Below are 25,964 nucleotides of genomic sequence, written 5' to 3'. Positions count from 1 at the left end.
CCCTCAGCGCGCCAGATGCTGCCCGACAATCAGCCCGAGCTGGCCTGCCAGCGTCGTGCCCGTGACAGATTCGCCGCCCGCAGACTGCCCCTGCAGAATTTCAAGTTGTCCCTGCCCACAGCCAATAACCAGCGGTGTAACTGAAACAACTTCACCCGGCTGGCTGGCTTTACGCGCATCAATAACGCGGGTTTGCCAGACGGTAAATCGCTGTGAGTCTGCCAATGTAAAAGCGCCGGGCCAGGGAAACGCCAGCGCCCGGACAAGGTTATGGATATCGCGGGCGGGCGCCTGCCAGTGAATTTGGCCATCTTCCGGCTTACGGCTGCCAAAACAGCTTGCTGCACGCTCGTCCTGAGGGGTTTCGGTAAGCTCGCCCGCCACCAGCGCATCAAGCCAGGTCGGTAGCATTTGCGCCGTGGTCGCAACCAGTCGGGTATGCAGTGCCAGGGCATTGTCCTGTGGATGAATTTCAACGGCCTTCTGCGCCAGAATCGGGCCGGCATCAGGACGTTTAATCATGCGGTGCAGGGTCACACCGGTTTGCGTCTCGCCTTTAATAATTACCCAATTGAGATGGGCACGGCCCCGATAAGCCGGCAGCAAGGCGGCATGCACGTTATAGGCCCCTTTTTTAACAGAGGAGAGGATGGCTTCGCTGAGAACCTGACGGTAAGAGAAGCAGAACAGATAATCTGCCTCAAGGCTGGCTATGCGGGCTTGCCATTCGGCGGTATTGACATCCTCGGTGATAAAAACCGGGATGTTGTGGCGCTCAGCCAGGCGGGCGACGGAGCCGTAAAACTGCGCGCCGGACGCGGGATCTGCATGGGTAAACAGGGCACTAACCGTGAATCCGGCATCCATTAACGCCTTCAGGCCGGTACAGGCCATTTCGTGATAACCAAAGAGTACCGCTTTCATTCCGCTTTCCTTCATCTTTTTTTCGCCTGATCCTGCGGGACGGGCGTGATGGACGGCTTGTCCGTTACAGGCCGTAGACAGCCCCATGATAAGGCATTCTTAGCCCGATTACGCCTCTGGCCCGTTCGCCGTATAGCGCGCATTTATGCGGGTGGGCAAAATGTTTGGCAACGCACGTGGTGCGCTGTCGAAGTTATCCATAACCGCCTATGGTTAAAGTCGGAAATATTCTTTTTATCGTTTGTACGGGAGACAAGATGGGTCAGCTAATTGATGGTGTCTGGCATGACACCTGGTATGACACGAAATCAACCGGTGGGCGCTTTAAGCGCTCGGAATCCGCATGGCGTAACTGGGTTACGCCCGACGGTAGCGCAGGACTGAGCGGCAAAGCCGGATTTACGGCAGAACGCGATCGCTATCACCTCTACGTGTCGCTTGCCTGCCCGTGGGCGCACCGCACCCTGCTGATGCGTCAGCTTAAAGGTCTGGACAGCATGATTGATGTCTCGGTGGTGCATCCGCTGATGCTGGAAAACGGCTGGACGTTTGATGACAGTTTTCCGGATGCAACTGGCGATAAACTGCACCAAAATGAATTTCTTTATCAGCTCTATCTCCATGCAGATGCCGACTACAGCGGGCGTGTCACCGTGCCCGTGTTATGGGACAAACAGCAGAACACCATTGTTAGCAATGAGTCTGCCGATATTATTCGCATGTTTAACAGCGCGTTCGATGCAGTCGGGGCGCGGGCGGGGGATTACTATCCGGCTGACCTGCGAGAGAAGATTGATGCGCTCAATGGCTGGATTTACGACACCATTAACAACGGCGTGTACAAAGCCGGTTTTGCCACCTCTCAGTCCGCTTACGATGAAGCCGTAACCGCCCTGTTCCACTCACTGTCGCGGGTAGAGCAGATCTTGGGTCAGCATCGCTATCTGGCTGGCGACAGGTTAACCGAGGCCGATTTACGCTTATGGACCACGCTGGTGCGCTTTGATCCGGTTTACGTCACCCATTTTAAATGCGATCGCCACCGTATCAGCGACTATCTGAACCTGAGCGGTTTCCTGCGCGACATTTACCAGATGCCGGGTATCGCCGACACAGTAAACCTGCCTCACATTCGTCACCACTACTACTGCAGTCATAAAACCATCAACCCGCACGGGGTGATCTCTGTCGGACCGGCCTTTGACTGGGATGCGCCGCACGGTCGCGGTTAACAATAGAACACCGCGTTGAATTGGATGTGAAAAGACCTGACGTGCGCTGGCTAACAGCATACGTCAGGTCAAACAGGGCTGAATGACGGTCAGAAAAACTTATAAGCGATATTTAAAATGGTGAGTAAGCCAATCGCGCTGACAAAAACGTTGTCAGCCCGGCCTTTGTATTTTGCCAGTGCAGGGACTTTGCTGATGGCATACATGGGTAACAGGCAGAGCAGCGAGGCGATAATCGGCGCGCCCATCGCCTCAATCAGGTCGAGAATATTGGGGTTAAGGTAAGCTACCAGCCAGGTCGAGCCCATAATAAAGACCATGCTCAGCGTATTCAGCTTACGGCTGGACACAGCGTCTTTATCGCCCTTATAGCGAAATTTGATAATCAATCCGTTTAACCCTTCCAGCGTGCCCAGATAGTGCCCAAAGAAGGATTTGAAGATAGCGACCAGAGCAATCACCGAGGCGCTGTATTCCAGTACCGTAGAGAAGGTGGACTTCTCACCCGACAGGGCGGAAAAGTGATTCGCCAGGTAGGAGAGCACAGGGATATTTTGAGCCTTCGCGTCCGCCATATCCTGCGGTGATAAGGTAAACAGACAGCTAAAGGCAAAGAACATCACTACCGCCACCATCAGTATGCTGGCGCGGGAGATGATCTGGCTGCACTTGTTTTCGGTATAGGTCCGGCCCATTTCCGGCTCGTATTCTTCCCGCTTTGACACCACAAAAGAAGAAACAATCGGCGAAAAATTGAATGAGAACACCATAATAGAAATGCCTAACCACACGGTAACCAGAATGCCATCGTGCCCGGTCAGGGCGATGTCGCTCAGGTTGACCTGGTCGATTACAGCGGAATTCCAGTAGGGGATTAACGACAGTGAAATCAGCACCAGGCTGGCGATAAACGGAAACACCAGCCAGCTCATCACCTTTACCATCAGGTCTTTACCAAACCAGATCACAAAAGCCATCAACAGCAGCAGCAACAGCGCCACCACACCGCGATTGAGGGCCGGCAGCAGTAGCTGATATTGCCAGAACGCCATGAAGGTATTGGTGATGGTGACGCCATAAATCCAGAGCAGCGGGCAAATCGCGAAAAAGTAGAGAAAAGTAATGACCACCCCGCCCGTTTTTCCGAAATGCTCTTCTACCGTTTCGGTAATATTGCCCGATACGTCACTGCCGGACAGGCAAAGGCGAGCCAGTGCCCGATGGCAGTAAAACGCGATGGGCCAGGCCAGCACCAGCATGATCAAGATAGGGATCAGCCCACCGTAACCGGCCCGAATGGGAAAGAAAAGCACGCCGGCGCCAATGGCCGTGCCAAACAGTCCGAGTGTCCATGTTGTATCGGACTTACGCCAGGTTGAGGTTTTTTCCTGGTCGAGAATATTTTCAGAATTACTCATAACTTATCCTTTATGCGTCAGCAAAACCCGTAATCTGGGAAACCCGGGACAAATCAATATTGCCGCCTGAGATAATGCACACCGTTTTCCGCCCCTGAATGTAGTGGTCGACTTTGCCGCTCAGTAACGCGGCGCATGCCAGCGCGCCGGCACCTTCTGTGACCACTTTGTTTCGCTGAATCAATGCAATCATACTTTTACGAATGTCGTCTTCACTCACTAACACCATCTCATCGACCAATTCTCTCACAATCGCGAAGGTGAGATCGCCCGGACGGGCGACATCGCAGCCGTCCGCAAGGGTGCCGGTAAGACGATGGCGCGTAATGGTATCAGCAAAAAAGGAGGCTGCCATACCGTGAACGTTTTCAGACTGCACGCCGATGACGGTAATCGTGGGATTAATGGACTTGATCGCCGTGGCAATCCCGGCAATGAGCCCGCCGCCGCCTACGGGAACGATGACGTTATCGACATCAAAGAGATCCTCAAGAATTTCCAGACCGATGGTGCCCTGTCCGGCAATGATTTTCACATCATCATAAGGCGGGATAAATATGCGGCCTTCGCTGGCCACAATGTCTTCCACTTTGGTTAGCGTGTCATTAAAGTTTTCACCATAAATGACCACCTCCGCGGAGTAATCGCGCGTCGCCGCTTCTTTGGATTTTGGCGCACCCGCAGGCATGACCACTTTGCCGTCAATATGCAGCATGGCGCACGACAGTGAAACGCCCTGCGCATGGTTACCCGCTGAGCAGGCGACAACGCCCTGACGTTTTTCTTTCTCCGTCAGTGAGCTCATTTTATTGAATGCACCACGAATCTTAAAAGAACCCGTTCGCTGCATATTTTCAAATTTAAGGAATATTTCTCCGTCGCAGCGCTCGCTGAGATAGTTTGAACGTGGCATGCCGGTTTTATAAACTTTCCCTGTTAGTCTCTCTCTGGCAGCATAAATTTCATCAAGGCTAACGGGAAGATTTTTATGGATATTCATATCGACTCCTTTTCCAGGCAGGGTTTATTCAGCAAAATTCCCCGAAGAGAAATGCGATCGTATAAAAGCTGAAAAAAAGTAATAAACTTACCGTTTTCGCTTCGCAGCATGCTGTAACAGCATGAGCTTACGCAGTTGATTTAAAAAGAAACGGGCAGCGAGAGGATAGGAAAAGGATGGCGATAAAACAGCGTATTGTGTGGAAGAAACTGTATTACTGACGGAAGGGATAAAACGTATTCTTGCAGAAGAGACGGGGTTAAAGCGATTCGTTAATAGGGGGCGAACAGTGCTCTGATACAGTGTTAGCCGGGGCGTTCGTCGTTGCGTATACCTGTGCATGATGTCATTCCTTTACGTCGCCTTTATCCGCTACGAATCTTAATCATCATAAAAAAATGGGATTGTGCTGTTTCTCACACTTCACTCTTTTCTTATGAGAACCAATGCTTTTATTTATACTGACTTTGTGCAGATCAATAAAATATCTTTTTTTCACTTAAGAATATTTCGCCGAAAAAAGCAGAGCGATGAAACAGCCGTTAACAGAACAAGGATAAGGGAAGACAATCATGCTATTTAAGACGGGCTTAGCCGGGAAAGGGGGAGGGTCATTATTATCCCTGAAACGCTGAAGATAACGCATCCAATAACATTTCAATGCGCGACGTTTGCCGATGAGTCGCGTTAAAAGATTAACGCCCATCTGTTCAATGGGCGTTATTTAAAAATTATTTCGTTTCGCACGCGACGGGCCAGGGCTTCGCAGGGGAGTTGAACGGATGGTACTGGTAGCACCAGGTTTCCGACACCAACTTGTCTTGTGCTTTCAAATAGAGCTTAAGCTCTACCGGATCGCCTTCGCCGGCGACCAAATCAAACTGCGCCAGCCAGTTGCCTGAATCGTCCGGCAATTTAGACACGAGCACGTTCTCAAAAGTACCACGCGATGCAGAAAGCACGGCTTCGGGGGAAACGCCTGACGGCAGATGATTAAGCACATCGCCACGGAACTCGACGGCAAACTTACGGCTGTCATGCGGACGATCGGAACCCGGCACACCGCCCCGCCCCAGTCGTGTTGCCCCGCAACGCGCCAGAGGAGAAGGATAGGGCTCATCGGCCAGCCAGTGCAGACGATAATGGAAATGATGCTGATCGCCCGCTTTCGCTGGCGCATCCGGTACCCACATGGCGACGATATTGTCGTAGATTTCATCGTCAGTCGGGATTTCCATCAGTTGAACTGAGCCTTTGCCCCATTCCCCTCGCGGTTCCACCCACAGATCGGGACGTTTCTCGTAGTGCGCAGCGTCCAGATAGCTGTCGAAATCCCGATCTTTCTGCAGTAAACCAAAGCCGCGTGGGTTCTCATCATGAAAACTGGATGTGACCACGCGTAATGGGTTGTTCAACGGCCGCCAGATATGTTCGCCGCTGCCGGTCCACATCGCCAGACCATCGGAGTCATGCACTTCCGGGCGCCAGTCTGTCGCCGCTCCTTTAACCGTTTTTGAGAACCAGTACATGGAGGTCAGAGGCGCGATACCGAAACGCTGAATGTCCTTACGCAGGAAAAGCGTACATTCGACATCCTGTATAACCCCTTTGCCGCGCTTCAGGATAAATTTGTAGGCGCCCGTGATACTCGGCCCGTTGAGTAGCGCATAGACCGTGAGATGTTTGCTGTCGTCTTTCGGCGCTTCAAACCAGAAATCCGTAAAGTCAGGGAACTCTTCATCGACACCCGGCTGAACGGTATTCAGCGCAATACCGCGCGCGGATAAACCAAACTGACCCAGCTCGCCGATGGCGCGGAAATAAGACGCGCCCATAAAAGATATCCAGTCATTTTGTGGATTGGTTTTTAGCGTGTCCTGGCTGGCCAGCACTCTGAAACCTGAGAATACGTTACCTTTCAGCGCCGGCAACGTAACGTTTTTATCCGTCGTGGTGAAGTAGTCAATATTTTGAATAATTTCACGCGCGGCGTTATTTTCCACGACGTGCATTTTCACCGGCATACGGTGTAAACCGTTTACCATGAAAAAGGTAACAGGAAACCGTCCGGCATTTTTAAACAGCGCATAGTCCGGCTTGTAGACGGTTTTCATGTAGGCGTCATAGGTTATGTTGGATAACAATGACGGGTCGAATGAGGTGGGTTTTTCATAGGGTTTGGCTGCCAGGGCTTTGGCCTGGGCAATCAAGGTTTCAAAGTTAAATGCTTCGCTGTTACCTAACTTGAGAACGCCTGCTGCGATAGCGCCGGGAGAAATGCCTAATGCAGATAAGGCAGCAAACGCCCCGGAATAAGTCAGTAAAGTCCTTCTTGTAACCATGATCCACCTGTTTTTTTAATCTTCATTCAATGAATTCGCGCCCAATTGGGCAAAACGTAAAATAATGACGTGTGGCAAGCTGCCTTCAACTATAGACGAGAGAAACCGTTGCCTCCCAAACAGATGGCAAGCCATCATCTGACACATCGGATGAGCCTATATTGCATTGGAAAGAAAATGGATGGGATTTGCCTGAGAAACAAAGCCTCTGGCAACGCGGCCCATTTTTCTTGCCAGATCAGGAGAGTGAATCGCGTTTCCTCTCAGGGTCGCCAGCGCAGAAGCGCCCTGACCGGCTAACGCCACATTGTTTTACAACGGTATCGGGCAACGCCCTTCATCGCGCTGGTCAGCCCGCGTCAGCAAGGAGCCGTGGCCTGCTTGCCGATATCCCCCGCGTCTGGTGGCGGCAGCGACGCCTGCTTTGCCGCGCCATAAAGCAAAAACCCCGCTTGCGCGGGGTTTGCATTAAGAAGTCGAAACTGACCGATAAGCCGGGTTCTGTCGTGGACAGTCATTCATCTAGGCCAGCAATCGCTCACTGGCTCAAGCAGCCTACCCGGGTTCAGTACGGGCCGTACCATGTGAACCCCTATTTGGCCTTGCTCCGGGTGGAGTTTACCGTGCCACGGACTGTTACCAGCCGCGCGGTGCGCTCTTACCGCACCCTTTCACCCTTACCTGATCCCATTACTGGGCCATCGGCGGTTTGCTCTCTGTTGCACTGGTCGTGGGTTTCCCCCCCAGGCGTTACCTGGCACCCTGCCCTATGGAGCCCGGACTTTCCTCCCCTCCGCCCGTCTCCTTCAGAGAAGGACGACGACGAAGCGGCGACTGTCTGGTCAGCTTCGGCGCGCATTATAGAGGGTTTAGCCCGCGCTGTCACGCCCGGCGCGCAGGCAACTCAACAGGCTCAGGCCTGCTGCTCAAGCGCATGTTTATAGAGCGCATTCTTTTTCACACCGTGTATCTCAGCCGTGAGCGCCGCCGCCTTTTTCAACGGCAGTTCCTGCTGCAACAACGCCAGCGTGCGCAGTGCATCTGCGGGTAATGCCTCTTCGTCAGGATGATGGCCTTCAACGATGAGCACCATCTCACCTTTACGGCGATTTTCATCCTCTTTCACCCAGGCCAGGAGTTCCCCCACCGGTGCGCCATTCAGGTTTTCCCAGGTTTTGGTTAATTCGCGCGCCAGCACGACGTAACGGCCAGCCCCCAGCTCCGTGACCATATCCTGCAGGCTGTCCAGCAAACGGTGCGTGGATTCGTAAAAGATTAAGGTACGCGGCTCCTCGGCCAGCGCCCGAAGCGCATCACACCGCGCCTTTGTTTTGGCGGGTAGAAATCCTTCGTAACAGAAACGATCAGACGGCAATCCCGCTGCGCTTAATGCTGTTATCGCTGCGCAGGCACCCGGTAAAGGAACGATGCGAATACCGGCCTCACGGCAGCGGCGAACCAGGTGATAACCCGGATCGTTGATCAATGGCGTGCCAGCATCAGAAACCAGAGCTATGCTTTCTCCCTGTTGCAGCCTGGTTAGCAGGATTTCTGCTTTCTGCTGTTCGTTGTGGTCATGAAGTGCGAAGAGTCGCGCATTGATGGCGAAATGTTGTAGCAACAGTCCGGTATGACGTGTATCTTCCGCTGCGACCAGATCGACGCTGGAAAGTACCGCTAGCGCCCGCTGGGTAATGTCAGCCAAATTACCTATTGGGGTTGGCACGATGTAGAGCGTGCTGGCGGAAATGTCTGCCCGATCGAGTTGTTTCATTGTTTCATCCGAATTGCCGATTTAATATTGAGCATCTTGAAAAAAACATCACTGGATACAGTATGCTTCCTTCAAAAATCGTTCGTCATAAAGCAGGACGCTTTGTGCCTGTCCTTCTTGCTGGTCTGATTTTAGCCGCGTGTAGTGGCCAGGGCCCGAAAAGCCAGTCCGTAGACATCCAGGCACCCGTTACTAATAATTCCGCCTACTATCTGCAGCAGGTGCAGCAAAGCAGCGATGATAGCAAGACCGACTGGCAATTACTCGCAATCCGCGCCCTGTTGAAAGAAGGAAAATATCCGCAGGCTGCTCAGGCGATCGGCGAACTGCCTAATCAGCTTTCTGATAAACAGCAGCAAGAATTACTGCTGCTGAAAGCCCAGTCTCTGGTTGCTCAGCAAAAGATTGCCGATGCCCAACCGATATTGAGTCAGGTGAAAACCAGCGAGCTGTCTCAGGATCAGCTGGCGCGCTACTACGGTTTACAGATTGCCAGCGCACAGGGTAAAACTTCGCTGGCCCTGCTCCGCGCCTATATTGCTCAGGAGCCGTTGCTGAAAGGCGATGAACGCCAGCAGAATATCGATGCCACCTGGCAGGCGCTGACCCAGCTGTCGCAGCAGGATATGAATTCGCTGGTGATCAATGCCGACGAAAACATTCTGCAGGGCTGGCTGGATCTGCTCACGGCGTGGCATGCCAACGCGCAGGATGCCAACATGCTGAAGTCAGCCATTAAAGACTGGCAGACGCGCTATCCCGATAACCCTGCTGCAAAAACCTTACCGACCCAGTTGAGCCAGGTGCAAAACTTTACCAAAGCGTCCACCAGCACTATCGCGCTGCTGCTGCCGCTGAACGGTCAGGCTCAGATGTTCGCCAGCGCTATCCAGAAAGGCTTTAACGACGCGAAGAACGGCACCCTCGCTACCGCGCCTCAGGCGATGCCGGGCAGCGCCCAGGATCCTATCGCGATAAATCAGCAGCAGCCTGCGGATGCGAATGCGGTCGTCAGCCCGTCAGCTAACCCGGCGGCTGCGCAGCAGAGCGGCACGGCGCAGCAACCGGCAACGACGCAACAGCAGCCTCAGCAACAGCCGGCCGCCGAACCCGCTAGCAATGCGCAGGTGAAGGTGTACGACACCAGCAGTCAACCCATCGCGCAGGTGATGCAGCAGGCCCAACAGGATGGTGCCACGCTCGTTGTTGGACCGCTGTTGAAAAACAACGTTGAAACGGTCGCGAACAGCCAGACACCGCTGAATGTCCTGGCGCTGAACGAGCCAGAGCAAATCCAGAACCATCCGAATATGTGCTATTTTGCGCTGTCGCCTGAAGATGAAGCGCGCGATGCGGCGCATCATATCTGGGACCAGGGCAAACGCCAGCCGCTGCTGTTAGTACCTCGCAACGGCTTGGGCGATCGCGTAACGGCGGCCTTTACGAAAGAGTGGCAGTCACTGGGCGGCGGCACCGTGCTCCAGCAGCGCTTTGGTTCTGTTTCAGAACTCAAGCAGGGCATCAATAGCGGTGCAGGCATCAGCATGAGCGGTACGCCCGTGGTTATGCCCTCGTCTTCTCAGCCGCAAAGCGTTTCCGTTGCGGGCCTGAACATTCCGGCACCGCAAACCAGCGCCCCGGCCGCCAGCAGTGGCGGAGCCATTGATGCCGCTTATATCGTCTCGACTCAGGATGAACTGCAACTGATCAAACCGATGATCAGCATGCGCACCGGTAGCCGCAGCAACGTTGCGCTCTACGCCAGTTCGCGCAGCGCGCAGGCGGGCGCAGGGCCGGATTTCCGTCTGGAAATGGAAGGGCTGCAGTTCAGCGATATCCCCCTGCTTTCCGGCGCAAATCCGGCGTTGATGCAGCAGGCCGCGAAGTCGTTCAATAACGATTACTCGCTGGTGCGTCTGTACGCAATGGGGATTGATGCGTGGACGCTGGCTAACCACTTTAACCAGATGCGTCAGGTGCCGGGCTTCTCGCTCGACGGCAATACCGGCAAGCTGAGCGCCACCGCTGATTGTGTGATCAACAGGAAGTTGACATGGAACCAGTATCGCCAGGGCAACATCGTACCGGCCAGCTAAACCGCCGCCGTACGGGTGCCGAGCACGAACAACTCGCCCGCCGCTATCTTGAGCGGGCGGGGTTAACATGGGTCGCCAGCAATGTTTACTATCGCGCAGGGGAACTAGACCTGATAATGCGAGACAACCAGTGTTGGGTGTTCGTCGAAGTGCGTTACCGGCGTAACGCACGCTTCGGCGGCAGTCTGGCCAGTATTACCCGACAGAAACAACACAAGCTGCTGCGTGCCGCCTCTCTGTGGCTGGCGCAACGCGGCGGCAGTTTTGAAACAGTGAATTGCCGTTTCGACATCATTGCCATTACCGGCACGGCGCTTGAATGGTTGCCGAATGCCTTTAATGCAGACGTTTAGAACCAGGTGGTCGTGTGCAGGAAAGAATTAAAGCGTGTTTTACCGAAAGTATTCAAACTCAAATCGCTGCTGCAGAGGCGTTACCCGATGCCATTTCGCGTGCAGCAATGACAATGGTGCAGTCACTTCTCAACGGTAACAAAATACTGAGCTGTGGTAATGGTGCGTCATCCGCCAATGCTCAGCACTTTGCCGCCAGCATGATCAACCGCTTTGAAACCGAACGCCCCAGCCTGCCCGCGCTGGCCTTAAGTGCGGACAACGTCATGCTGACGGCGATCAGTAACGATCGTCTGCATGACGAAATTTATGCGAAGCAGGTGCGTGCACTGGGACAAACCGGTGACGTTCTGCTGGCAATCTCTACACGCGGTAATACACGGGACATCGTGAAGGCCGTCGAAGCCGCCGTCACGCGCGATATGACTATCGTTGCGCTTACCGGTTATGATGGGGGCGAATTAGCCGGATTGCTGGGACCGCAGGATGTGGAAATTCGTATTCCTTCACATCGTAGTGCTCGCATTCAGGAGATGCATATGTTAACACTCAACTGTTTGTGCGATCTGATTGATAACACCTTGTTTCCCCACCAGGAATGACGGAAGGAGCACCAATGAAAGCATTGAACGCTATAGCCATTGTTTTAACCGCCATGCTGCTGCAGGGCTGCGTCGCGGTGGTTGCCGGTAGCGCCGCTGTGGCGACCAAAACCGCCACCGATCCCCGCTCTGTCGGAACGCAGGTCGATGACGGCACGCTGGAATTACGCGTCAGCAACGCGCTGGCAAAAGATCAGCAAATCAAAACCGATGCTCGCGTCATTGCTACCGCCTATCAGGGTAAAGTCCTGCTAACCGGTCAGGCCCCGAGTCAGGAGATTGCCAACCGCGCGAAACAGATCACCATGGGCGTTGATGGCGCAACCGAAGTCTATAACGAGATTCGGATTGGGCCGAAAGTCAGCCTTGGCACCTCGTCGTCTGATACCTGGATTACCACCAAGATTCGCTCGCAGCTGTTGGGCAGCGATCAGGTGAAATCATCAAGCGTCAAAGTCACCACGGAAAACGGTGAAGTGTTCCTGCTGGGCCTGGTGACGCCAGAAGAAGCCAAAGCCGCCGCGGACATTGCCAGCCGGGTCAGCGGTGTGAAACACGTCACCACCGCGTTTACCATGGTGAAGTAATGCTGAGTTAACCCCAGGACAGCTGTCCGGGTTGTTACTGACGCAGACAGAAAAGCCGCAACCTGTTGGGTTGCGGCTTTTTTATTGCGGGTTTAGCCGTGACCGGGTCAGAGCCAACAAACGTTATCCGGCTTGCCGCCCAGCATTATCGCGCCGCCCGAGGTTGTCTCCGCTGGCGGCGGCGTAACGAAAGAAGGCCTCAGACCGGAATATCGATCACCAGTGCGCGGGTCGGGGTTTTCGCTGACAGCCACAGCTGTTGCTCTTCCTGCAAAAATGCGCCATCGCCACAGCCCAGCTGTTCCTGATGAGCGCCCCCGGCCGAGGCCTCAAACGCGCCATGGATAGATTGCAGATAGGCGCGCGCGCCCTGAAGCGGCACCAGATGCTGCTCGCCTGCCGCCAGCTCAAGCTGATGAATCCAGACCTGCTGACGCAACTGCAGGCTGCTGTCGCCGCCATCCGGTGAGGCCAGCAGTTGCGAACGCATGCCGCCCGACAACGTCATTTTCTGCATACGGGGATTTTCACGTTCCGGGCAGGCCGCCAGCCAGAGCTGCATACGGGTTAACGGGCGATCTTTACTCGGGTTAAGTTCGCTGTAGCTCACGCCAGGCTGAGCGGAGAGCAGCAACGCCTCACCTTCACGCACGCTGATGTGATTGCCTTCGCTGTCCCGGTATTCCGCCTCACCCTGTAAAACGATATTCAGCACATCCACCTGAGGATAGGTGCGCGGCTGAAACGCCGCGCCGGGTGCCAGGACTTCCTGATTCAAAACGCGTAAGGAGGCATAACCCATTAATTTGGGATCGAAATAGTGGCCAAAAGAGAAGCTGTAGCGCGCCTGTAACCAACCGTAATCGGCCTGACCACAAGCGGATGCACTGCGTGTCGTAATCATTATGTACCTCCAGCATCCGTCGGCAAGAATCGACGACGGGAAATATGCCTTTATGGTAAAAGTCTGGACGCCGGATTGTTAGCCAGTTAATCTGCCGTGCATATTCAAATTTCCTGACAGAGAACCGGGATGGCCAAAGATCGTGCGTTAACCCTTGAAGCTTTACGTGTGATGGATGCTATCGATCGCCGCGGCAGCTTTGCCGCCGCCGCCGATGAACTGGGCCGCGTGCCCTCAGCGCTTAGCTACACCATGCAGAAACTGGAAGAAGAGCTGGATGTGGTGCTGTTTGACCGTTCGGGCCATCGAACGAAGTTCACCAATGTCGGAAGAATGTTACTGGAGCGCGGTCGGGTGTTGCTGGAGGCTGCCGACAAGCTCACGACCGATGCCGAGGCGCTGGCACGCGGCTGGGAAACCCAGCTGACTATCGTGACGGAAGCGTTAGTGCCCACCGACGCGCTGTTTCCGTTGGTCACGAAGCTGGCTGACAAAGCCAATACCCAGATCGCCATCATCACAGAAGTACTGGCTGGCGCCTGGGAGAGACTGGAACAGGGGCGGGCTGATATTGTCATTGCACCGGATATGCATTTTCGCGCCTCGACCGAAATAAACACCCGCAAACTTTACAGCATCATCAGCGTTTACGTTGCCAGCCCTGACCATCCAATACACAACGAACCCGAGCCGCTTTCAGAAGTCACCCGGGTAAAATATCGCGGCATTGCCGTGGCAGATACAGCCCGCGAACGTCCGGTTCTGACCGTGCAACTGCTGGACAAGCAACAGCGCCTGACCGTCAGTACGATGGATGACAAACGTCGCGCGCTCCTGGCCGGTTTAGGGGTCGCCACCATGCCTTATAACATGGTGGAGCAGGACATTGCAGAGGGCCGCTTGCGGGTGGTCAGCCCGGAGTATTCGCGTGAGGTCGATATCATCATGGCCTGGCGGCGTGACAGCATGGGTGAGGCAAAAGCCTGGTGCCTGCGCGAAATTCCTCGCCTGCTGGCCCGGAAAAACTCACCGACGCCGGGCGCCCATCCCTGAAGATTACAGCCGGCTCAGACAGTCCAGCGCGACGCTTTTAAAGCAGGCAAAGTCACTGCTGTCGCGCAATCGCATCATCGCCCGCTCGCGCATAAAGGTCACGAACAGGTCATAGATAGCCATCGCTTCCTCATACTCGTTTTTGCTGATTGCCAGCAGGAAAATCACGTAAGCCGTGTCCTCGCCCCAGGGGATCCCCTGCGGGGCCAGCACGGTGTACACCACCGTTTTTTTCGCCATCAGCCCCAGCGAATGCGGAAGCGCAATCCCTTCGCCCAGCATGGTGCTGACAATGGCTTCACGCTCCTCAACGGAAGCATAAAACGCATTATCCACCACGCCTTCTGCCTCCAGCCGATCGCATAACAGCCGAAACAGCGCAGACTGACTCATCGGCCGATCGATGATGCAGAAATGGCGGGCATCAAAAAATTTCTCCAACATATAGGGCCGGGTGCGGTCCACCAGCACCAGCTTGCCTATCTGCTCCCGTTGAAATTCCGTCGGGAAAGGCGCGACCACGACAACCGGTTTCTCTTTTTCACTCAGCCGCGTGGTAGAAATCACAAAATCTTCTTCGATGCGCTGGCGGGCCTCATATTCACGCTGCGACAGGCACTGCGTCACCTGCAACTGGGGATAGTTGCGCATTAACATGGCTTCGATCATGCGGAGCGTCGACGTACCGCTGTCGCACACCAGCAGTACCTGAGGGCGACGCTGGTAACCCACGTTATAATGGCGCTCCAGCCCGACGCCGATATGAAGCACCAGAAAGCCAATTTCATTTTCGCTAATCGTATAGGGCGAATATTTTCCCCAACTGGACACTGCCGCCAGCGTCACATCATAGGCCATTGGATAGTGCTGCTTGATGTTGCTTAATAACGGGTTAGGAATATGGATCTGATAACGCACGCGCGTGATCATCGTTTTAATATGGGTAAGCAGATCGGCACGGAGTTGAGGATCGTTCTGCAGATCGTAATAGTAGTGAGTGTTAATAAAGCCGAGCAGGTAGTTAACCAGCGCCTCCGCATCGTCAGCATTAATGGCGCTGGGGGCAACGTCCTGAATGCGTCGGGCGGCGATATTCACCCGCAGCCAGCTCTCTTCCGCCGGAGAAACCGGTTTAACGGTAAGCGGCCGCAGCGCATGGATCAGCGTCTGCGCAGACTCGCGCACGTCCTCCCCGATCTCTTCCACCTGCGGATCGCTCAGCGGATAGCCTTCATTGATGCGACGTAGCGCCACCGCGCAGTAAAAACGCAAATAGCGTTCGCCTTCATCACTGAGGCGGATATTGTGCTGGGCAAGGCCGTTTTGCAGCAGCGGCTGAAGAGTTTCCAGCAGGCCGCTTTCCAGCGATTCGGGCACGATCAGCGGGCTGTCAGGCTGCTCCTGATCGATCTCAAACAGCAGATCGGTTAAGCAGGTGCGGATCGCCACTTCACTGCCAAACAGCTTCATGCCGTGATGGGGTTTGCTTTCGATACTCAACTGATAACGGCCGAGCCATTCGCGCACGTCGGCCATGTCATTCTGCAGCGTGGCACGGCTGACAAACCACTCCTCTGCCAGGGTTTCCAGCTTCAGGGAATAGGCGGCGGTGAGGAAACGCACCAGCAGGTAGCGGATTCGGTCGTGTGAGGTGCGCGGCACCCGCAGAGGCGCACGCGTCTGCTGCTGCAGCACGTTAAAGCGCAGCGCATCAATAATTTTAAGCTGGTAGCCCGCACCGCGATTCAGGACAAACTGCGCGCCGTGCTGCTGCAGCATGGCGTTGAGCGCGGTAATATCCGTGCGTACGGTGCGCGTGGACACCGCAAACCGCCGTGCCAGTTCGTCCTGGGGGAGCGTTTCGTTTTTCAATGCGTCGAACAGTTGCGCAAGGCGCTGATTCGGGAATCTCACGTCGGGTTACCTGCTTCAGCGGTTAACAAGAACAAAGTAAACGTCAGACTGCCGGAAAACAGGCGGCAGGTCTATTATGCCCTGCGCGCCCGTAATCTGTCCTTGAAGTGGCGCACAGGCCTGGGCTCAGTCCAGCAGACTTTTACAGATGGCCAGCAGTTGGCGCACGTCTTCCACGCGGGTTTCGCCACTGGCTTTGTCGATGATCGAACTGTAAATGTGGGGAATGATCTTGCTCACGCCAGCGTCCAGGGCAATACGCAGGATCGGCCCAACGTTTTGCAGATCGATCCCGCCGGTCGGCTCCAGCCAGAAATCCTGTTTCGCACAGGCTTCGGCCACCGCGCGGTACTCGTCCACCGTATCCAGACCGCCCATTGGAAAATACTTCACGGAACTGCCGCCCATGTCCTTCAGTAACGCAATCGCGGTATCAATGGGCACAATTCCGTCGCTGCTCTGTGAACTGAGGGGACCGGTGGAAATTTTCACCTTGCCCGGCGTGCCGGTTGGTGAAATCAGCCCGTTGACTACCGTTTGTGACTGACCGAGCAGCGCACGGCTGGTGCCGACGCCGGTAAACACCTGGTTAACATGTTGCGGCTGTAGTACAGCGGCCAGTTCGCTGACCATTCGCGACTGCCGGGGATCGCCCGCGCCCAGGCCGATGGACAGCGCGTTATCAATCAGCGCGGCGTACTCGCGCATATCCGCAATAGCGGCCTCGTTGCTGGGGTAGTTTTTTGATAACACGCCGACCAGTACGTGGCCTTCTGCGGCCTGCCAGATGGCTCGCGCGTTCTCTTTTGAACCCGCCAGCACGTTAAGACACAGGCGATCCTGATAAAAATTGGGGGTTAGCGTCATGCTATTTTTCTCCTGTTAACAGCGCCTGAATGCGGGTGAAAATAATCTGCAGCTGCTCAGCGCTGACGCTGCGCACGTCGGCTTCAATAATGCCCTCATTGGCTTTGTAGCCACGGAAGTAAATGGCGATATCACCGTTTTTTAGCGCCTGCACCAGATCGCCGGTCTGATGCCCGATTGTGGTCTCATCGAATTTGATCTCTGCCCGGGCAATGTCGCGCCCGGCGGCATCCCATACAACGCGCGCACTGACGCCATCCAGACCGTTAAGGTTGTTGATGAAAGGCGTCATTTTTTCCACCATCTGGGCGCCGGTGGTTTTCGGCAGGGTCAGGTAGGATTCAATGGCCTGGGTCAGTCCCAGAATCCCCTCTTTGCCCACTTTCATGGTGCGGCCAATGCCGTTGCTCTGGCGCTTCACCCACTCGACAAGCTGATGTTTCCCGATAACCAGGCCGCTGGTGGGGCCTTCAATGGCTTTGGCCCCGCTGTAAATAACCAGATCGGCACCCGCCTGGTAATAGCACTGCAGATCTTCCTCAGCGGCGGCATCCACGATAAGCGGCACGCCATGCTTACGTGCCACCTCGGCGGCCTGCGCCACGCTCAGGTGGCTCTTTTGTACACAGTGATGGGACTTCACATAGAGAATGGCCGCCGTCTGGGCGGTGACTGCAGCGGAAAGCTGCTGTGACGAGCACTCGTTACTGTAACCCGCCTCAACCGTCCGACCGCCGCCCAGCGCAATCATGCTGCCAACGGGCGCGCCGTAATTCACGTTATGCCCTTTTGGCACCACGATGTCGTGCGGCACGGTCAGCGGTGCGCTGTGTAAATTATCCAGCAGCCAGTCGTCATCTTTCACAATGACGGCAGCCACGCTTTGGGCGATGCCCGCAGAAGCACAGGACACCACCAGCGCATTTTCCACCTGCAGCAAATTAGCGATGTAAGCCCCGGTCTTATCAACCAGGTCCTTCACTTCAAAATAGTGCTCCAGGCCGTATTTAACCGTATCAACCACGTCGCTGGCCGGTGTAGACACGCCAAGAATGGTCATGCGGCCAGAGGCATTAATGACCTTCTTCAGGCCATATTTCTCATACAGTGAAGACATTGTGTTTTTTCCCTTCTTCAGTCATCCAGCACTCACCGGCGACGATAGCCGCCAGAGGAATCAATTGGCGATCGCCCTGCTCCGCCAGCCCTTCCGCATCCACAAACGACACGGATTCGTGCGCCACGGTAAACAGGGTAAAGTCGGCATCAAGTCCGGGCTCAATAGCACCTTTGCTGCGTAATCTCAGCCCGCTGGCCGCCTGATGCGTTACGCAGGCAATAATCTGTGGCAGCGTCATGCCTACATTGAAAAATTTCGACATCACGTGCGCCAGGGTATAAACCGGTCCGTTCAGACGATTGCGGCAGTAGATGTCTGAACTGATGGTGTCAGGCAGAATGCCTTGGGCAATCGCCGCGCGCGCCACCTCAAAGCTGAAGCTGGCACTGCCGTGGCCAACATCAAGCCGCACGCCCCTTGCCAGGGCCTGTTTTACCGCTGCACGCAGTTGCCCTTCGGGCGTCAGGATGCGGTTTGGCTTGCCGTTGTAGCAGTGGGTGATGATGTCGCCGGAGGTCAGCAACGCGGCGATTTCATCGAGGTTGGGGGGATTGTTACCAATATGCACCATCAGGGGCAGGTTGCCATTTTCCTGCTGAATCGCCTTCGCCAGCACCAGCGGCCGAATGCCGTTTTCGCCCACTACGCTGCTGCTCATCCGGGCTTTAAGCCCGACGATAAAATCGGGATGACGTCTTACCGCGTCGGCAATCGCCGGGCGATCAATCTGCGTCATGTCCGCCAGTTCATTTTGGGTAACGATGCCGGTGCGGGCGATATTCAGCAGCGCAAAAACCTGGGTGGTGACCGCTTGCGTGCGCTGTCTGAAATCATCAATGTCGTCTGCACCTGTACTGCCTGCATCGACAACACAGGTGACGCCGCTTTCCACGCCAATCCGGTCGGGATGATCGTGGTAGATGGGCGATTTTTCATAGCAGTGTACGTGGGAGTCGATCCAGCCCGCACTGAGATAGCAGTTCGCCGCCAGGGTTTGTTCCACTCTGGCCCTACCGGTTACCTCACCCACGGCGGCTATTTTTCCGTCGAGTATGGCGATATCGATCAGACGTTCATCCGGCAGTCGCGCCCGACGCAGAATCAGATCGTACATAGGAATCTCCTTTGACTGCCCCGATCGGCCTTCACCGATCGGGCATTAACGCGATCAGATCGCGACCGGAAAAATCGCGCCGAGGATCATGGCACCGAGGATCGCCCCGCCGGTGATCGGTTTGTTCCACAGATAGAACACCAGCGCACCCAACAGCGAACCGAGACCGATAGGAATGGAGGCGCCCATGGCGGCCAGGATAATCAATGGCCCCAGGAAGCGTCCTGATGCATTGCCCGCGCCCATCATCACGTCCGCACCATAGGTGCTGTTGCTTTGATTAATGGTGAACTTACGCGCCAGAATGATGACGTAGCCTATCGCCACACCGATAACCAGACCGGTGACCAGCGAAGCCGCAAAATTCGCCACCGGGAAGACAAAACCGGCGCCCAGCAGCAGCGCGGGCACGCCCAACCCGACGCCGGTCTGGATGGCACCACCGATATCCAGAATCCCGACCAGCGATCCTTCAATGATGCGGGCGAACAGAAAGCTGGCACCGAAAGCGGCCACCGCGCCGTAAACGCCGGTATCGATGCCCGCCCGTAACATCGAGACGAAGGCCACTTCGTTAAAAGCGCCGATACCGTACAGGTAGTACATATGGGTCCCGGCAAACACGCCGGAGGAGAGCAGACCGACAAAAATCGGGAATGACCAGTCGGCATACCAGAAACCTTTGTTTGATTCTTCCATTGCAGACGCTCCGTTATTTGCCGCTCAGGCTGTTATGAATACTGTCGAGCCAGCCAGGAATGCCGAGCTGGAAGGATTGCAGCATCTTCATATCGAAACCGCGGAAGAAGGCGCTGAGAACAAACAGGGCGACGATGGCGGTCATCATGATTTTGGTCACTTTGTTCCAGCCGCTCTCTTCAACCCCTTTACCAATCAAAATGCCCAGCACCAGGCCCGGTACGGCATTGCCCATAATCAGCTGTGCCAGACCGCCGAAGATGGTGGCCCAAAAGCCCGATTTCTTACCGGCGTCAATTGCCGCCAGCCAGAAGATCACCGGCATGACCGTGTTCACCAGCAAATTAGCGGCCGGTACCAGCACCTTTACCGCCGTGACCTGCAGGGCCGCCGGAACGGCAGAGGCGGTCGAGTTGAGAAAAGCCACCACCACCATGCCGATGATGCCGCAGGCGATAGCCATCTTTTTCGGGTCGTATAGCGTCTCTGCCACATTGCGGTTTTTGATCATGATCGCCGCCGCGCCCCAGTTGGGGATGATGCGATGATCCACGTCCTGCGTGAACGCACCCGCCGCCACGGAGGAGGCCCAGGCGTTAAAGAAGAATCCCAACCCAAAAGAGAAATGAGAGGCAGGATCGCCTTCACAGGAGTTAAGTTCACCCAGTGTGCGAAAGGCGCCCATACCTTGTGTCGTCGGGGCATGAAACATGCGGGCGGCACCGGCGCCCACACCGACGCCCACGAGGCCGCCGATAATTAACGACTTGAGCAAAATGATGAGAAACATCCTCTTTCCTTATATGTGTTGTTTGAGGCTGACTTACACGCGGGTGAACTCGACCTTATCGCCGTCCAGGCAGGTCACGTTAATGGTGACCTCCAGGTCGACGCTGAAGAGCCTGCGCTCGCGTGCCAGGAAAAAGAAAAGGAATTTTTCGGTTGTGACGCGTTCCCGCGCGCGCACCACCTTTACGTCCTGCGGTTCAATGCGCAGCAGAATCTTATTGGCGTTGCGCAGGACTTCGTGCTGTACACGACTCAGCGCATCTGCGAAGGCTTTCGCCTTGGTGTCGCCCTTACCGCTTACGGCAACCGAGGTTGTAAAGGTCTCTTTCATTCCTTATCCACCGTGTTTTTTGTTCCAGGCCTGAACCAGACGTTCACCCAGCTCTTCTTTGTCCATAAAGCCGAAGCCCAGCACGTTCGCGCCTTCATTAATGGCGGTCACGCCTTCATCCACAGAGCGCATACCATGTTTGGCCTTATAGCCGTATTTGTTTTGCGCCGTAATCGCGCCTGCCCCTCCGCTGCCGCAAAAGGAGATACCGAAATCGGCATTCTCTGCTTTCATGACGTCGCCCAGCTTCATGTCTGCCGCGACGCCCGGCACCACAACGGCACGGCCACCGGCTTTTTCTACGCCAGCCGCCACTTTTTGTCCTTTACCTAAACGATCGCCGATCACTACGGTTACCATATGTCTGTTCCTCTCAGGGTTGGAAAATTAGTCGTTCTTCGCCACTTCAAAGTGGACAGAAAGCAGCCAGGCTTCTTCTGGTGGCAAATTGCCAAACAGGTCCACCACCTGCTGTGCCAGCGCCATCGACTCTTTGGAAATTTCGTCAAACAGCTCAGCCTCAACCTCTGGCAGACTCTCGCCGGTGACGGATCGCAATGCCATTGCCCGCACGTGCGAAGCCAGCATTTGTATCTGCACGGCATTCGGCTGGATGGCCCGCTCGGCAAAAAGCACCTCAATCTGCGCCATCACGCGATCCGTCAGGGCCTGAATCCTTTGCTGTTCGTCTTGTGACGCATTCATCGCTACCGCTCCCTTACCCGTACTCATCGTCTGCTTCCCATTTCGCGCTTAGCGTGATCTCAAACTAACCAGAGGCGGCAGCGCTGTGGAGAACGACTTTTTCCGTTTCGAAGTGGAAATCCGGCCCTTGTGAGTGATCCGGAACGCAAACTTGCGCGTTCGCTTAGCGGACGGATTATTTTTACCAGATTAAACAGTGAGTTAAAAAAGGGATATCACACAGGAAAGGCGGCAGGTGAGGAATAAACAGCAAACCGGGTTGCTGGTCAGCCGTCACAAAACTGGCAAACAGCAACCCTGAGGGCAAGGTAACAGAGAAACTTATGACTCAGCGTCAGTGGGCTGACGTAATGGCGTAACGCGGTTTTTGTCGTCAACGGGCTGGAGGCGATGCGTTTTACGTCGGCTAATGGCGGCCACGATCAGGGCAAAACGCGCTTCATTCAGCTTGTAGCAGAAGCCCATGATCAACGCCGCCGCAATCGCCAGCGAACAGGGCCAGATAAAGATCAGCTGCCTTAAACCTGCCAGCGTGCCATCGCTTTGTACGGCATTGGGCACGTAGCCTATTTGCGTCAGCATCAGACCGGGCAGAAATCCCGCCAGCGCGGCGGATATCTTGCGAAAGAAGGTGTAGCCCGTGTAACAGGCACCTTCTGCCCGAATGCCGGTTTTCCACTCCCCGTACTCGACGGTATCCGGCACCAGCGCCCAGTTAAGGCTGTTAACGAATGCCGTACCGAAAAACGCCACGCAGGAGAACATGACGAACAGCAGAGAGCTACTTCCCCAGAGAAAGTTACCCAGATCGCCCAGGGCCCAGAGGATGAGTCCCCCCAGATAAACCTGTTTCTTACCAAACTGTTTTACCGCTGTGGGCACCAGCAGTACGCCCACCAGAATACAGCCCATGCTGAAGAAGCCCATCCAGGAGAGCAAATGAACATCGTTCAGCACGTACTGCGTGTAGTAGACCTGAATGGCCAGCTTGATATTAAACGCCGCCAGGGTACAGAGGTTCGCGAGGCACAGAACCAGCAACGGCGGATTGTGAAAGATGGCGCGGAAGGCCGTTGCCACACCGGGTTTATGATGCGTCGGGGTGAGCTCAACATAGCGCTCTTTAACCCCGCTGTAACAGAACCACATGCACAGCAGCCCGGCGACCACAAAGACGGCGGCGGCAACCTGATAGCCCAGCGCACTTTTGCCAACAAACAGCGACTGAATGGGCATAAAGCACACCGTGCAAACCAGTAATCCCACCGTTGCCCCGCCCTGCCGCCAGGCGGCGAGGTGGGCGCGTTCGTGGGGATTTTTGGTTATGGCTGGCACCATTGCGCCATAGGAACAGTTCATCAGGCTGTAAAACAGACCAAACGTCATAAACAGGGCGGTCGCGATTGTTGTCTTTATCGTCAGGCTAAAGTCGTTAGCAACAAACTGTGCCGCAGCCACCAGCGCTACCGGCAGCGAGAAATAGAGAATAAAAGGTCTGAATTTTCCTCTCGTGCCAATATGGCGGCGTGAATCCAGCACAATGCCGGTGAACATATCGGTTAGGGCGGTAAAGAATTTCGCCACCAGGAAAATCACCCCGCCGTACCAGGCTGGCATGCCCAGCTCATCGGTGTAGAACTTGAGTAAATAAAGCGTCCCGATAGTCAGCATCAGGTTGGAGCCAAAATCACCGACGCCGTAAGCCACCTTCTCACGCAGCGGGAGTTTCAGCGTTAATGGATCGGAGCCTGTCTTCATAAGTGATCCTTTTAGCGCCGCGACCGGCGCAGTCACAAAGCCAAATTAGCGCTGACGCTTACGTGCATCGATCTCCTCAATGATGCGGACATACATCTTCTCATTGAGATTGTAGAAGCACCCCATGGCCACGATGGTGATCACGGCCAGCGCACCGGGATAGATGAACATCAGTTGCTTCAACCCTTCTACCGTTCCGGACGACTGAATCACGTTGGGCACGTAGCCGATTTGTGTCAGCATCCAGCCGGGGAAAAAGCCGGCCAGCGCCTGTGAGACCTTACGGAAAAAGGTAAAACCGGTATAAACCGTACCTTCAGAACGAACGCCCGTCCGCCATTCCCCGTACTCCACCGTATCGGAAACCAGCGCCCAGTTAAGGCTGTTGACAAAGGCTGAGCCAAAAAAAGCCAGGCAGGAATACGCGACAAAACTGACCGAACCGCCGCCGAAGAAATAGTTGAGCAGATCGCCCGCGACCCAAATCAGCAAACCGCCGATATACACTTTTTTCTTACCAAAGCGCCTGACCGCGCCGGGCATCATAAATACGCCAATAAAGATGCACCCCATGCTGAAGAATCCCATCCATGACAGCAGAATGGGATCGTTTAGCACGTACTGGGTGTAATAAACCTGGATCGCCAGTTTGACGTTAAAGGCGCCCAGTGTGCATAAGTTGGCAATGCACAGGATAAACAGTGGACGGTTGCCCGCGATGGCACGGAACGACGCTAACAGTCCCGGTTTCTGCGTGGGGCTGCTGGCGGGTTGCTCGACATAACGCTCTTTTACGCCGGCATAACACCACCACATAAAAAATAAGCCAAACGCCGAGAACAGCGTGGCCGCAACGACATAACTCAGCTGCGGATTGCCTTCAATCAGGTTCATGACCGGTACAAAACCCACGGTACAGATCAGCAAGCCCAGCGTTGCGCCGCCCTGCCGCCAGGCGGCCAGTGCGGCACGCTCGTCGGGGTTTTTCGTCATCGCGGGCACCATCGCACCGTAGGAACAGTTCATCATGCTGAAGAACAGGCCATACATCATAAACAGCACTGTGGCGACGATCGTTTTTCCGGTGACGTCAAACGGCGTACCCACAAAATTGGCGATAGCTAACAGGGTTACCGGAAAGGCCGCGTACAGCACGAAGGGACGGAACTTGCCTTTCGGGCCAATCCGACGCCGCGAATCCAGCATGATGCCGGTGCCCATATCGGTAAAGGCGGTAAAAAACTTGGCCACCAGGAAAATGATGCCGCCGTAGGTTCCCGGCAGCTCCAGCACGTCGGTATAGAACTTCAGGAGGTAGAGCGTACCGATATCTAATAAAATATTTGAACCCAGATCGCCGATGCCATAGGCGACTTTCTCTTTGAAGGGCAACCGTAACGTCGCCGGTTCACTGCCGGAAGCAAGATGGTGTTGGCTCATGATTTCTCTCCGCTGCCCCACTGAACCTGTCAGCAGGGCCGCTTTTTCAGGATGATTTTGAAGCGTTTTGTTGCTCGATTTCAGCGCGAATAGCGGCCACTTTTTTACCAAACAGCAGCTGCATGACGGCCAGCAGGCCAAATGAGGGCACCAGTACCTGCCAGGCCGGGATATCCAGAGCGCCTTTGATCAGCATGGAGCCCGAAGCAATCAGCAGGAGAAACACCATCAGTCGGAAAGCCCGCACGGAGATACGCTTGTGCACATACTGGCCCACTAACGATCCCAGGATCATGGTAGGAATGCAGAACATCACCAGCTTGACCGTTGAGACCGTTAAAATGCCGCTGGTGGTCAGGCCGCCAATAATGGCGATGTTATTCGCGGTAAAAAATGCATTGAGCGTGCCGCGAAAAGCAGCGGGTGCCAGATTCCTTAACATGCCGTAGATCACGACGGGCGGACCGTTGGTGGCAAACGCCGAGCCGAGCGCCCCGGCGATAATACCGGTGGGCATCACTATCCAGTTTTTGTCATAGACAGGCAGACGAGGAATAAACAGGCTGTAGAACGAATAAAGGATCAGGAAAACGCCCAGCCCGGTTTTCATCACGTCGTCCGGAAAATTGGACAGCGCGTAAATGCCCAAAGGGATACCGGCAAAGGAGAACAGGATCAGCACCAGGGCTGACTTCCAGTTGGTTTCCTTGCGAGACAGCCAGGTGGCATACAGCGCCGTTGCCGTCCCCACAATCACCGACATCGGTGCAGCCATTTTGACCGGCAGCAGCAACGTCACCAGCGGCATCGTAACCAGCGCGCCACCAAATCCCGCACAGATGCCAATAAAGGTGTACAGAAACATAATGGCAATAATGATGCAGACGACCTCAGTGGTGATTTCCAGACCTTCAGGTGTAAGTAGCGTAAAGAAATCCATAA

The 25,964-nt window shown here is 55.0% G+C and carries 24 protein-coding genes and 1 other RNA gene; 6 read left to right on the top strand and 19 right to left on the bottom strand.

Features of this window, described 5'->3' with window-relative positions:
• Positions 1 to 3: 3 nt before the first annotated feature.
• Complete coding sequence (locus NXS97_RS15775) at positions 4 to 924, bottom strand: formyltransferase family protein (RefSeq protein ID WP_015699449.1); 921 nt, start codon at positions 922 to 924, stop codon at positions 4 to 6.
• Between the two features lie 257 nt (positions 925 to 1,181).
• Here NXS97_RS15775 and NXS97_RS15770 point away from each other — a divergent pair, with 257 nt between their 5' ends.
• Entirely contained in the window at positions 1,182 to 2,156 is a 975-nt protein-coding gene (locus tag NXS97_RS15770) for a glutathione S-transferase family protein (RefSeq protein ID WP_014604930.1), read from the top strand.
• 89 nt (positions 2,157 to 2,245) lie between these two features.
• Here the strand turns inward: NXS97_RS15770 and tdcC are convergent, their stop codons facing one another.
• From tdcC to rsmI, 5 genes are all read right to left on the bottom strand, one after another.
• A complete protein-coding gene (gene tdcC, locus NXS97_RS15765) occupies positions 2,246 to 3,574 on the bottom strand; it encodes a threonine/serine transporter TdcC (RefSeq protein WP_024471124.1) in 1,329 nt (442 codons plus the stop codon).
• Between the two features lie 10 nt (positions 3,575 to 3,584).
• Positions 3,585 to 4,574: a bifunctional threonine ammonia-lyase/L-serine ammonia-lyase TdcB gene (gene tdcB, locus NXS97_RS15760; protein WP_112900632.1), complete on the bottom strand. Its 990-nt coding sequence runs from the start codon at positions 4,572 to 4,574 to the stop codon at positions 3,585 to 3,587.
• Between the two features lie 731 nt (positions 4,575 to 5,305).
• Complete coding sequence (locus tag NXS97_RS15755) at positions 5,306 to 6,916, bottom strand: glucan biosynthesis protein (protein ID WP_112900631.1); 1,611 nt, start codon at positions 6,914 to 6,916, stop codon at positions 5,306 to 5,308.
• Positions 6,917 to 7,390: 474 nt separating this feature from the next.
• Positions 7,391 to 7,766: RNase P RNA component class A (gene rnpB, locus NXS97_RS15750), an RNA gene on the bottom strand.
• Between the two features lie 63 nt (positions 7,767 to 7,829).
• On the bottom strand, positions 7,830 to 8,690 hold the full coding sequence (rsmI, locus tag NXS97_RS15745; protein ID WP_014594693.1) for a 16S rRNA (cytidine(1402)-2'-O)-methyltransferase: 861 nt from the start codon (positions 8,688 to 8,690) through the stop codon (positions 7,830 to 7,832).
• Between the two features lie 62 nt (positions 8,691 to 8,752).
• Between rsmI and NXS97_RS15740 the strand changes: the two genes are divergently transcribed.
• The 4 genes from NXS97_RS15740 to dolP are packed head-to-tail and all read left to right on the top strand — an operon-like array spanning position 8,753 to position 12,328.
• A complete protein-coding gene (locus NXS97_RS15740; RefSeq protein WP_072139071.1) occupies positions 8,753 to 10,786 on the top strand; it encodes a penicillin-binding protein activator in 2,034 nt (677 codons plus the stop codon).
• Positions 10,744 to 11,139 (top strand): YraN family protein, encoded by a 396-nt coding sequence (locus tag NXS97_RS15735; RefSeq protein ID WP_014604928.1) that lies wholly within the window; start codon positions 10,744 to 10,746, stop codon positions 11,137 to 11,139. Before NXS97_RS15740 ends, NXS97_RS15735 begins: the two co-directional genes overlap by 43 nt.
• 14 nt (positions 11,140 to 11,153) lie before the next feature.
• Positions 11,154 to 11,741 (top strand): DnaA initiator-associating protein DiaA, encoded by a 588-nt coding sequence (gene diaA, locus NXS97_RS15730; protein WP_013027345.1) that lies wholly within the window; start codon positions 11,154 to 11,156, stop codon positions 11,739 to 11,741.
• A 14-nt stretch (positions 11,742 to 11,755) separates the two neighbouring features.
• The gene (gene dolP, locus NXS97_RS15725; RefSeq protein WP_014604927.1) at positions 11,756 to 12,328 is read left to right on the top strand and encodes a division/outer membrane stress-associated lipid-binding lipoprotein; all 573 of its coding nucleotides are present in this window, start codon (positions 11,756 to 11,758) and stop codon (positions 12,326 to 12,328) included.
• Between the two features lie 199 nt (positions 12,329 to 12,527).
• On the opposite strand, the gene NXS97_RS15720 is transcribed toward dolP, so the two are convergent.
• Positions 12,528 to 13,232 (bottom strand): pirin family protein, encoded by a 705-nt coding sequence (locus NXS97_RS15720; protein ID WP_024471126.1) that lies wholly within the window; start codon positions 13,230 to 13,232, stop codon positions 12,528 to 12,530.
• Between the two features lie 129 nt (positions 13,233 to 13,361).
• Between NXS97_RS15720 and NXS97_RS15715 the strand changes: the two genes are divergently transcribed.
• Positions 13,362 to 14,285 (top strand): LysR family transcriptional regulator, encoded by a 924-nt coding sequence (locus tag NXS97_RS15715; RefSeq protein ID WP_013027348.1) that lies wholly within the window; start codon positions 13,362 to 13,364, stop codon positions 14,283 to 14,285.
• 3 nt (positions 14,286 to 14,288) lie between these two features.
• Here NXS97_RS15715 and NXS97_RS15710 read toward each other — a convergent pair whose 3' ends face one another.
• From NXS97_RS15710 to NXS97_RS15655, 12 genes are all read right to left on the bottom strand, one after another.
• Positions 14,289 to 16,199, bottom strand: coding sequence for a transcription antiterminator (locus NXS97_RS15710; RefSeq protein WP_116220076.1), 1,911 nt, complete (start codon positions 16,197 to 16,199; stop codon positions 14,289 to 14,291).
• 126 nt (positions 16,200 to 16,325) lie between these two features.
• Complete coding sequence (locus NXS97_RS15705) at positions 16,326 to 17,066, bottom strand: 2-dehydro-3-deoxy-phosphogluconate aldolase (RefSeq protein ID WP_013027350.1); 741 nt, start codon at positions 17,064 to 17,066, stop codon at positions 16,326 to 16,328.
• Position 17,067: 1 nt separating this feature from the next.
• Complete coding sequence (locus NXS97_RS15700; protein WP_116220077.1) at positions 17,068 to 18,183, bottom strand: DgaE family pyridoxal phosphate-dependent ammonia lyase; 1,116 nt, start codon at positions 18,181 to 18,183, stop codon at positions 17,068 to 17,070.
• On the bottom strand, positions 18,167 to 19,300 hold the full coding sequence (locus NXS97_RS15695) for an amidohydrolase/deacetylase family metallohydrolase (RefSeq protein ID WP_116220078.1): 1,134 nt from the start codon (positions 19,298 to 19,300) through the stop codon (positions 18,167 to 18,169). Before NXS97_RS15695 ends, NXS97_RS15700 begins: the two co-directional genes overlap by 17 nt.
• A gap of 54 nt (positions 19,301 to 19,354) precedes the next feature.
• The gene (locus NXS97_RS15690; protein ID WP_013027353.1) at positions 19,355 to 19,999 is read right to left on the bottom strand and encodes a DUF4310 family protein; all 645 of its coding nucleotides are present in this window, start codon (positions 19,997 to 19,999) and stop codon (positions 19,355 to 19,357) included.
• Between the two features lie 13 nt (positions 20,000 to 20,012).
• Entirely contained in the window at positions 20,013 to 20,789 is a 777-nt protein-coding gene (locus NXS97_RS15685) for a DUF4311 domain-containing protein (protein ID WP_072139074.1), read from the bottom strand.
• A gap of 33 nt (positions 20,790 to 20,822) precedes the next feature.
• Complete coding sequence (locus tag NXS97_RS15680) at positions 20,823 to 21,119, bottom strand: DUF4312 family protein (RefSeq protein WP_013027355.1); 297 nt, start codon at positions 21,117 to 21,119, stop codon at positions 20,823 to 20,825.
• A gap of 3 nt (positions 21,120 to 21,122) precedes the next feature.
• The gene (locus NXS97_RS15675) at positions 21,123 to 21,479 is read right to left on the bottom strand and encodes an SFCGS family glycine-rich protein (protein ID WP_013027356.1); all 357 of its coding nucleotides are present in this window, start codon (positions 21,477 to 21,479) and stop codon (positions 21,123 to 21,125) included.
• Positions 21,480 to 21,506: 27 nt separating this feature from the next.
• A complete protein-coding gene (locus NXS97_RS15670) occupies positions 21,507 to 21,851 on the bottom strand; it encodes a glycine dehydrogenase (RefSeq protein ID WP_013027358.1) in 345 nt (114 codons plus the stop codon).
• Positions 21,852 to 22,145: 294 nt separating this feature from the next.
• A complete protein-coding gene (locus NXS97_RS15665; RefSeq protein WP_014604920.1) occupies positions 22,146 to 23,582 on the bottom strand; it encodes an MFS transporter in 1,437 nt (478 codons plus the stop codon).
• A gap of 45 nt (positions 23,583 to 23,627) precedes the next feature.
• Entirely contained in the window at positions 23,628 to 25,022 is a 1,395-nt protein-coding gene (locus NXS97_RS15660; RefSeq protein WP_014594701.1) for an MFS transporter, read from the bottom strand.
• A 46-nt stretch (positions 25,023 to 25,068) separates the two neighbouring features.
• Complete coding sequence (locus NXS97_RS15655) at positions 25,069 to 25,962, bottom strand: sulfite exporter TauE/SafE family protein (RefSeq protein WP_029569196.1); 894 nt, start codon at positions 25,960 to 25,962, stop codon at positions 25,069 to 25,071.
• Positions 25,963 to 25,964 lie beyond the last annotated feature (2 nt).

Source organism: Pantoea sp. B623, from assembly GCF_024814475.1.
Taxonomy (GTDB): Bacteria; Pseudomonadota; Gammaproteobacteria; order Enterobacterales; family Enterobacteriaceae; genus Pantoea; species Pantoea ananatis.
The sequence above is the reverse complement of the archived record's forward strand: the minus strand, read 5'-3'. Positions and strand labels throughout refer to the sequence as shown.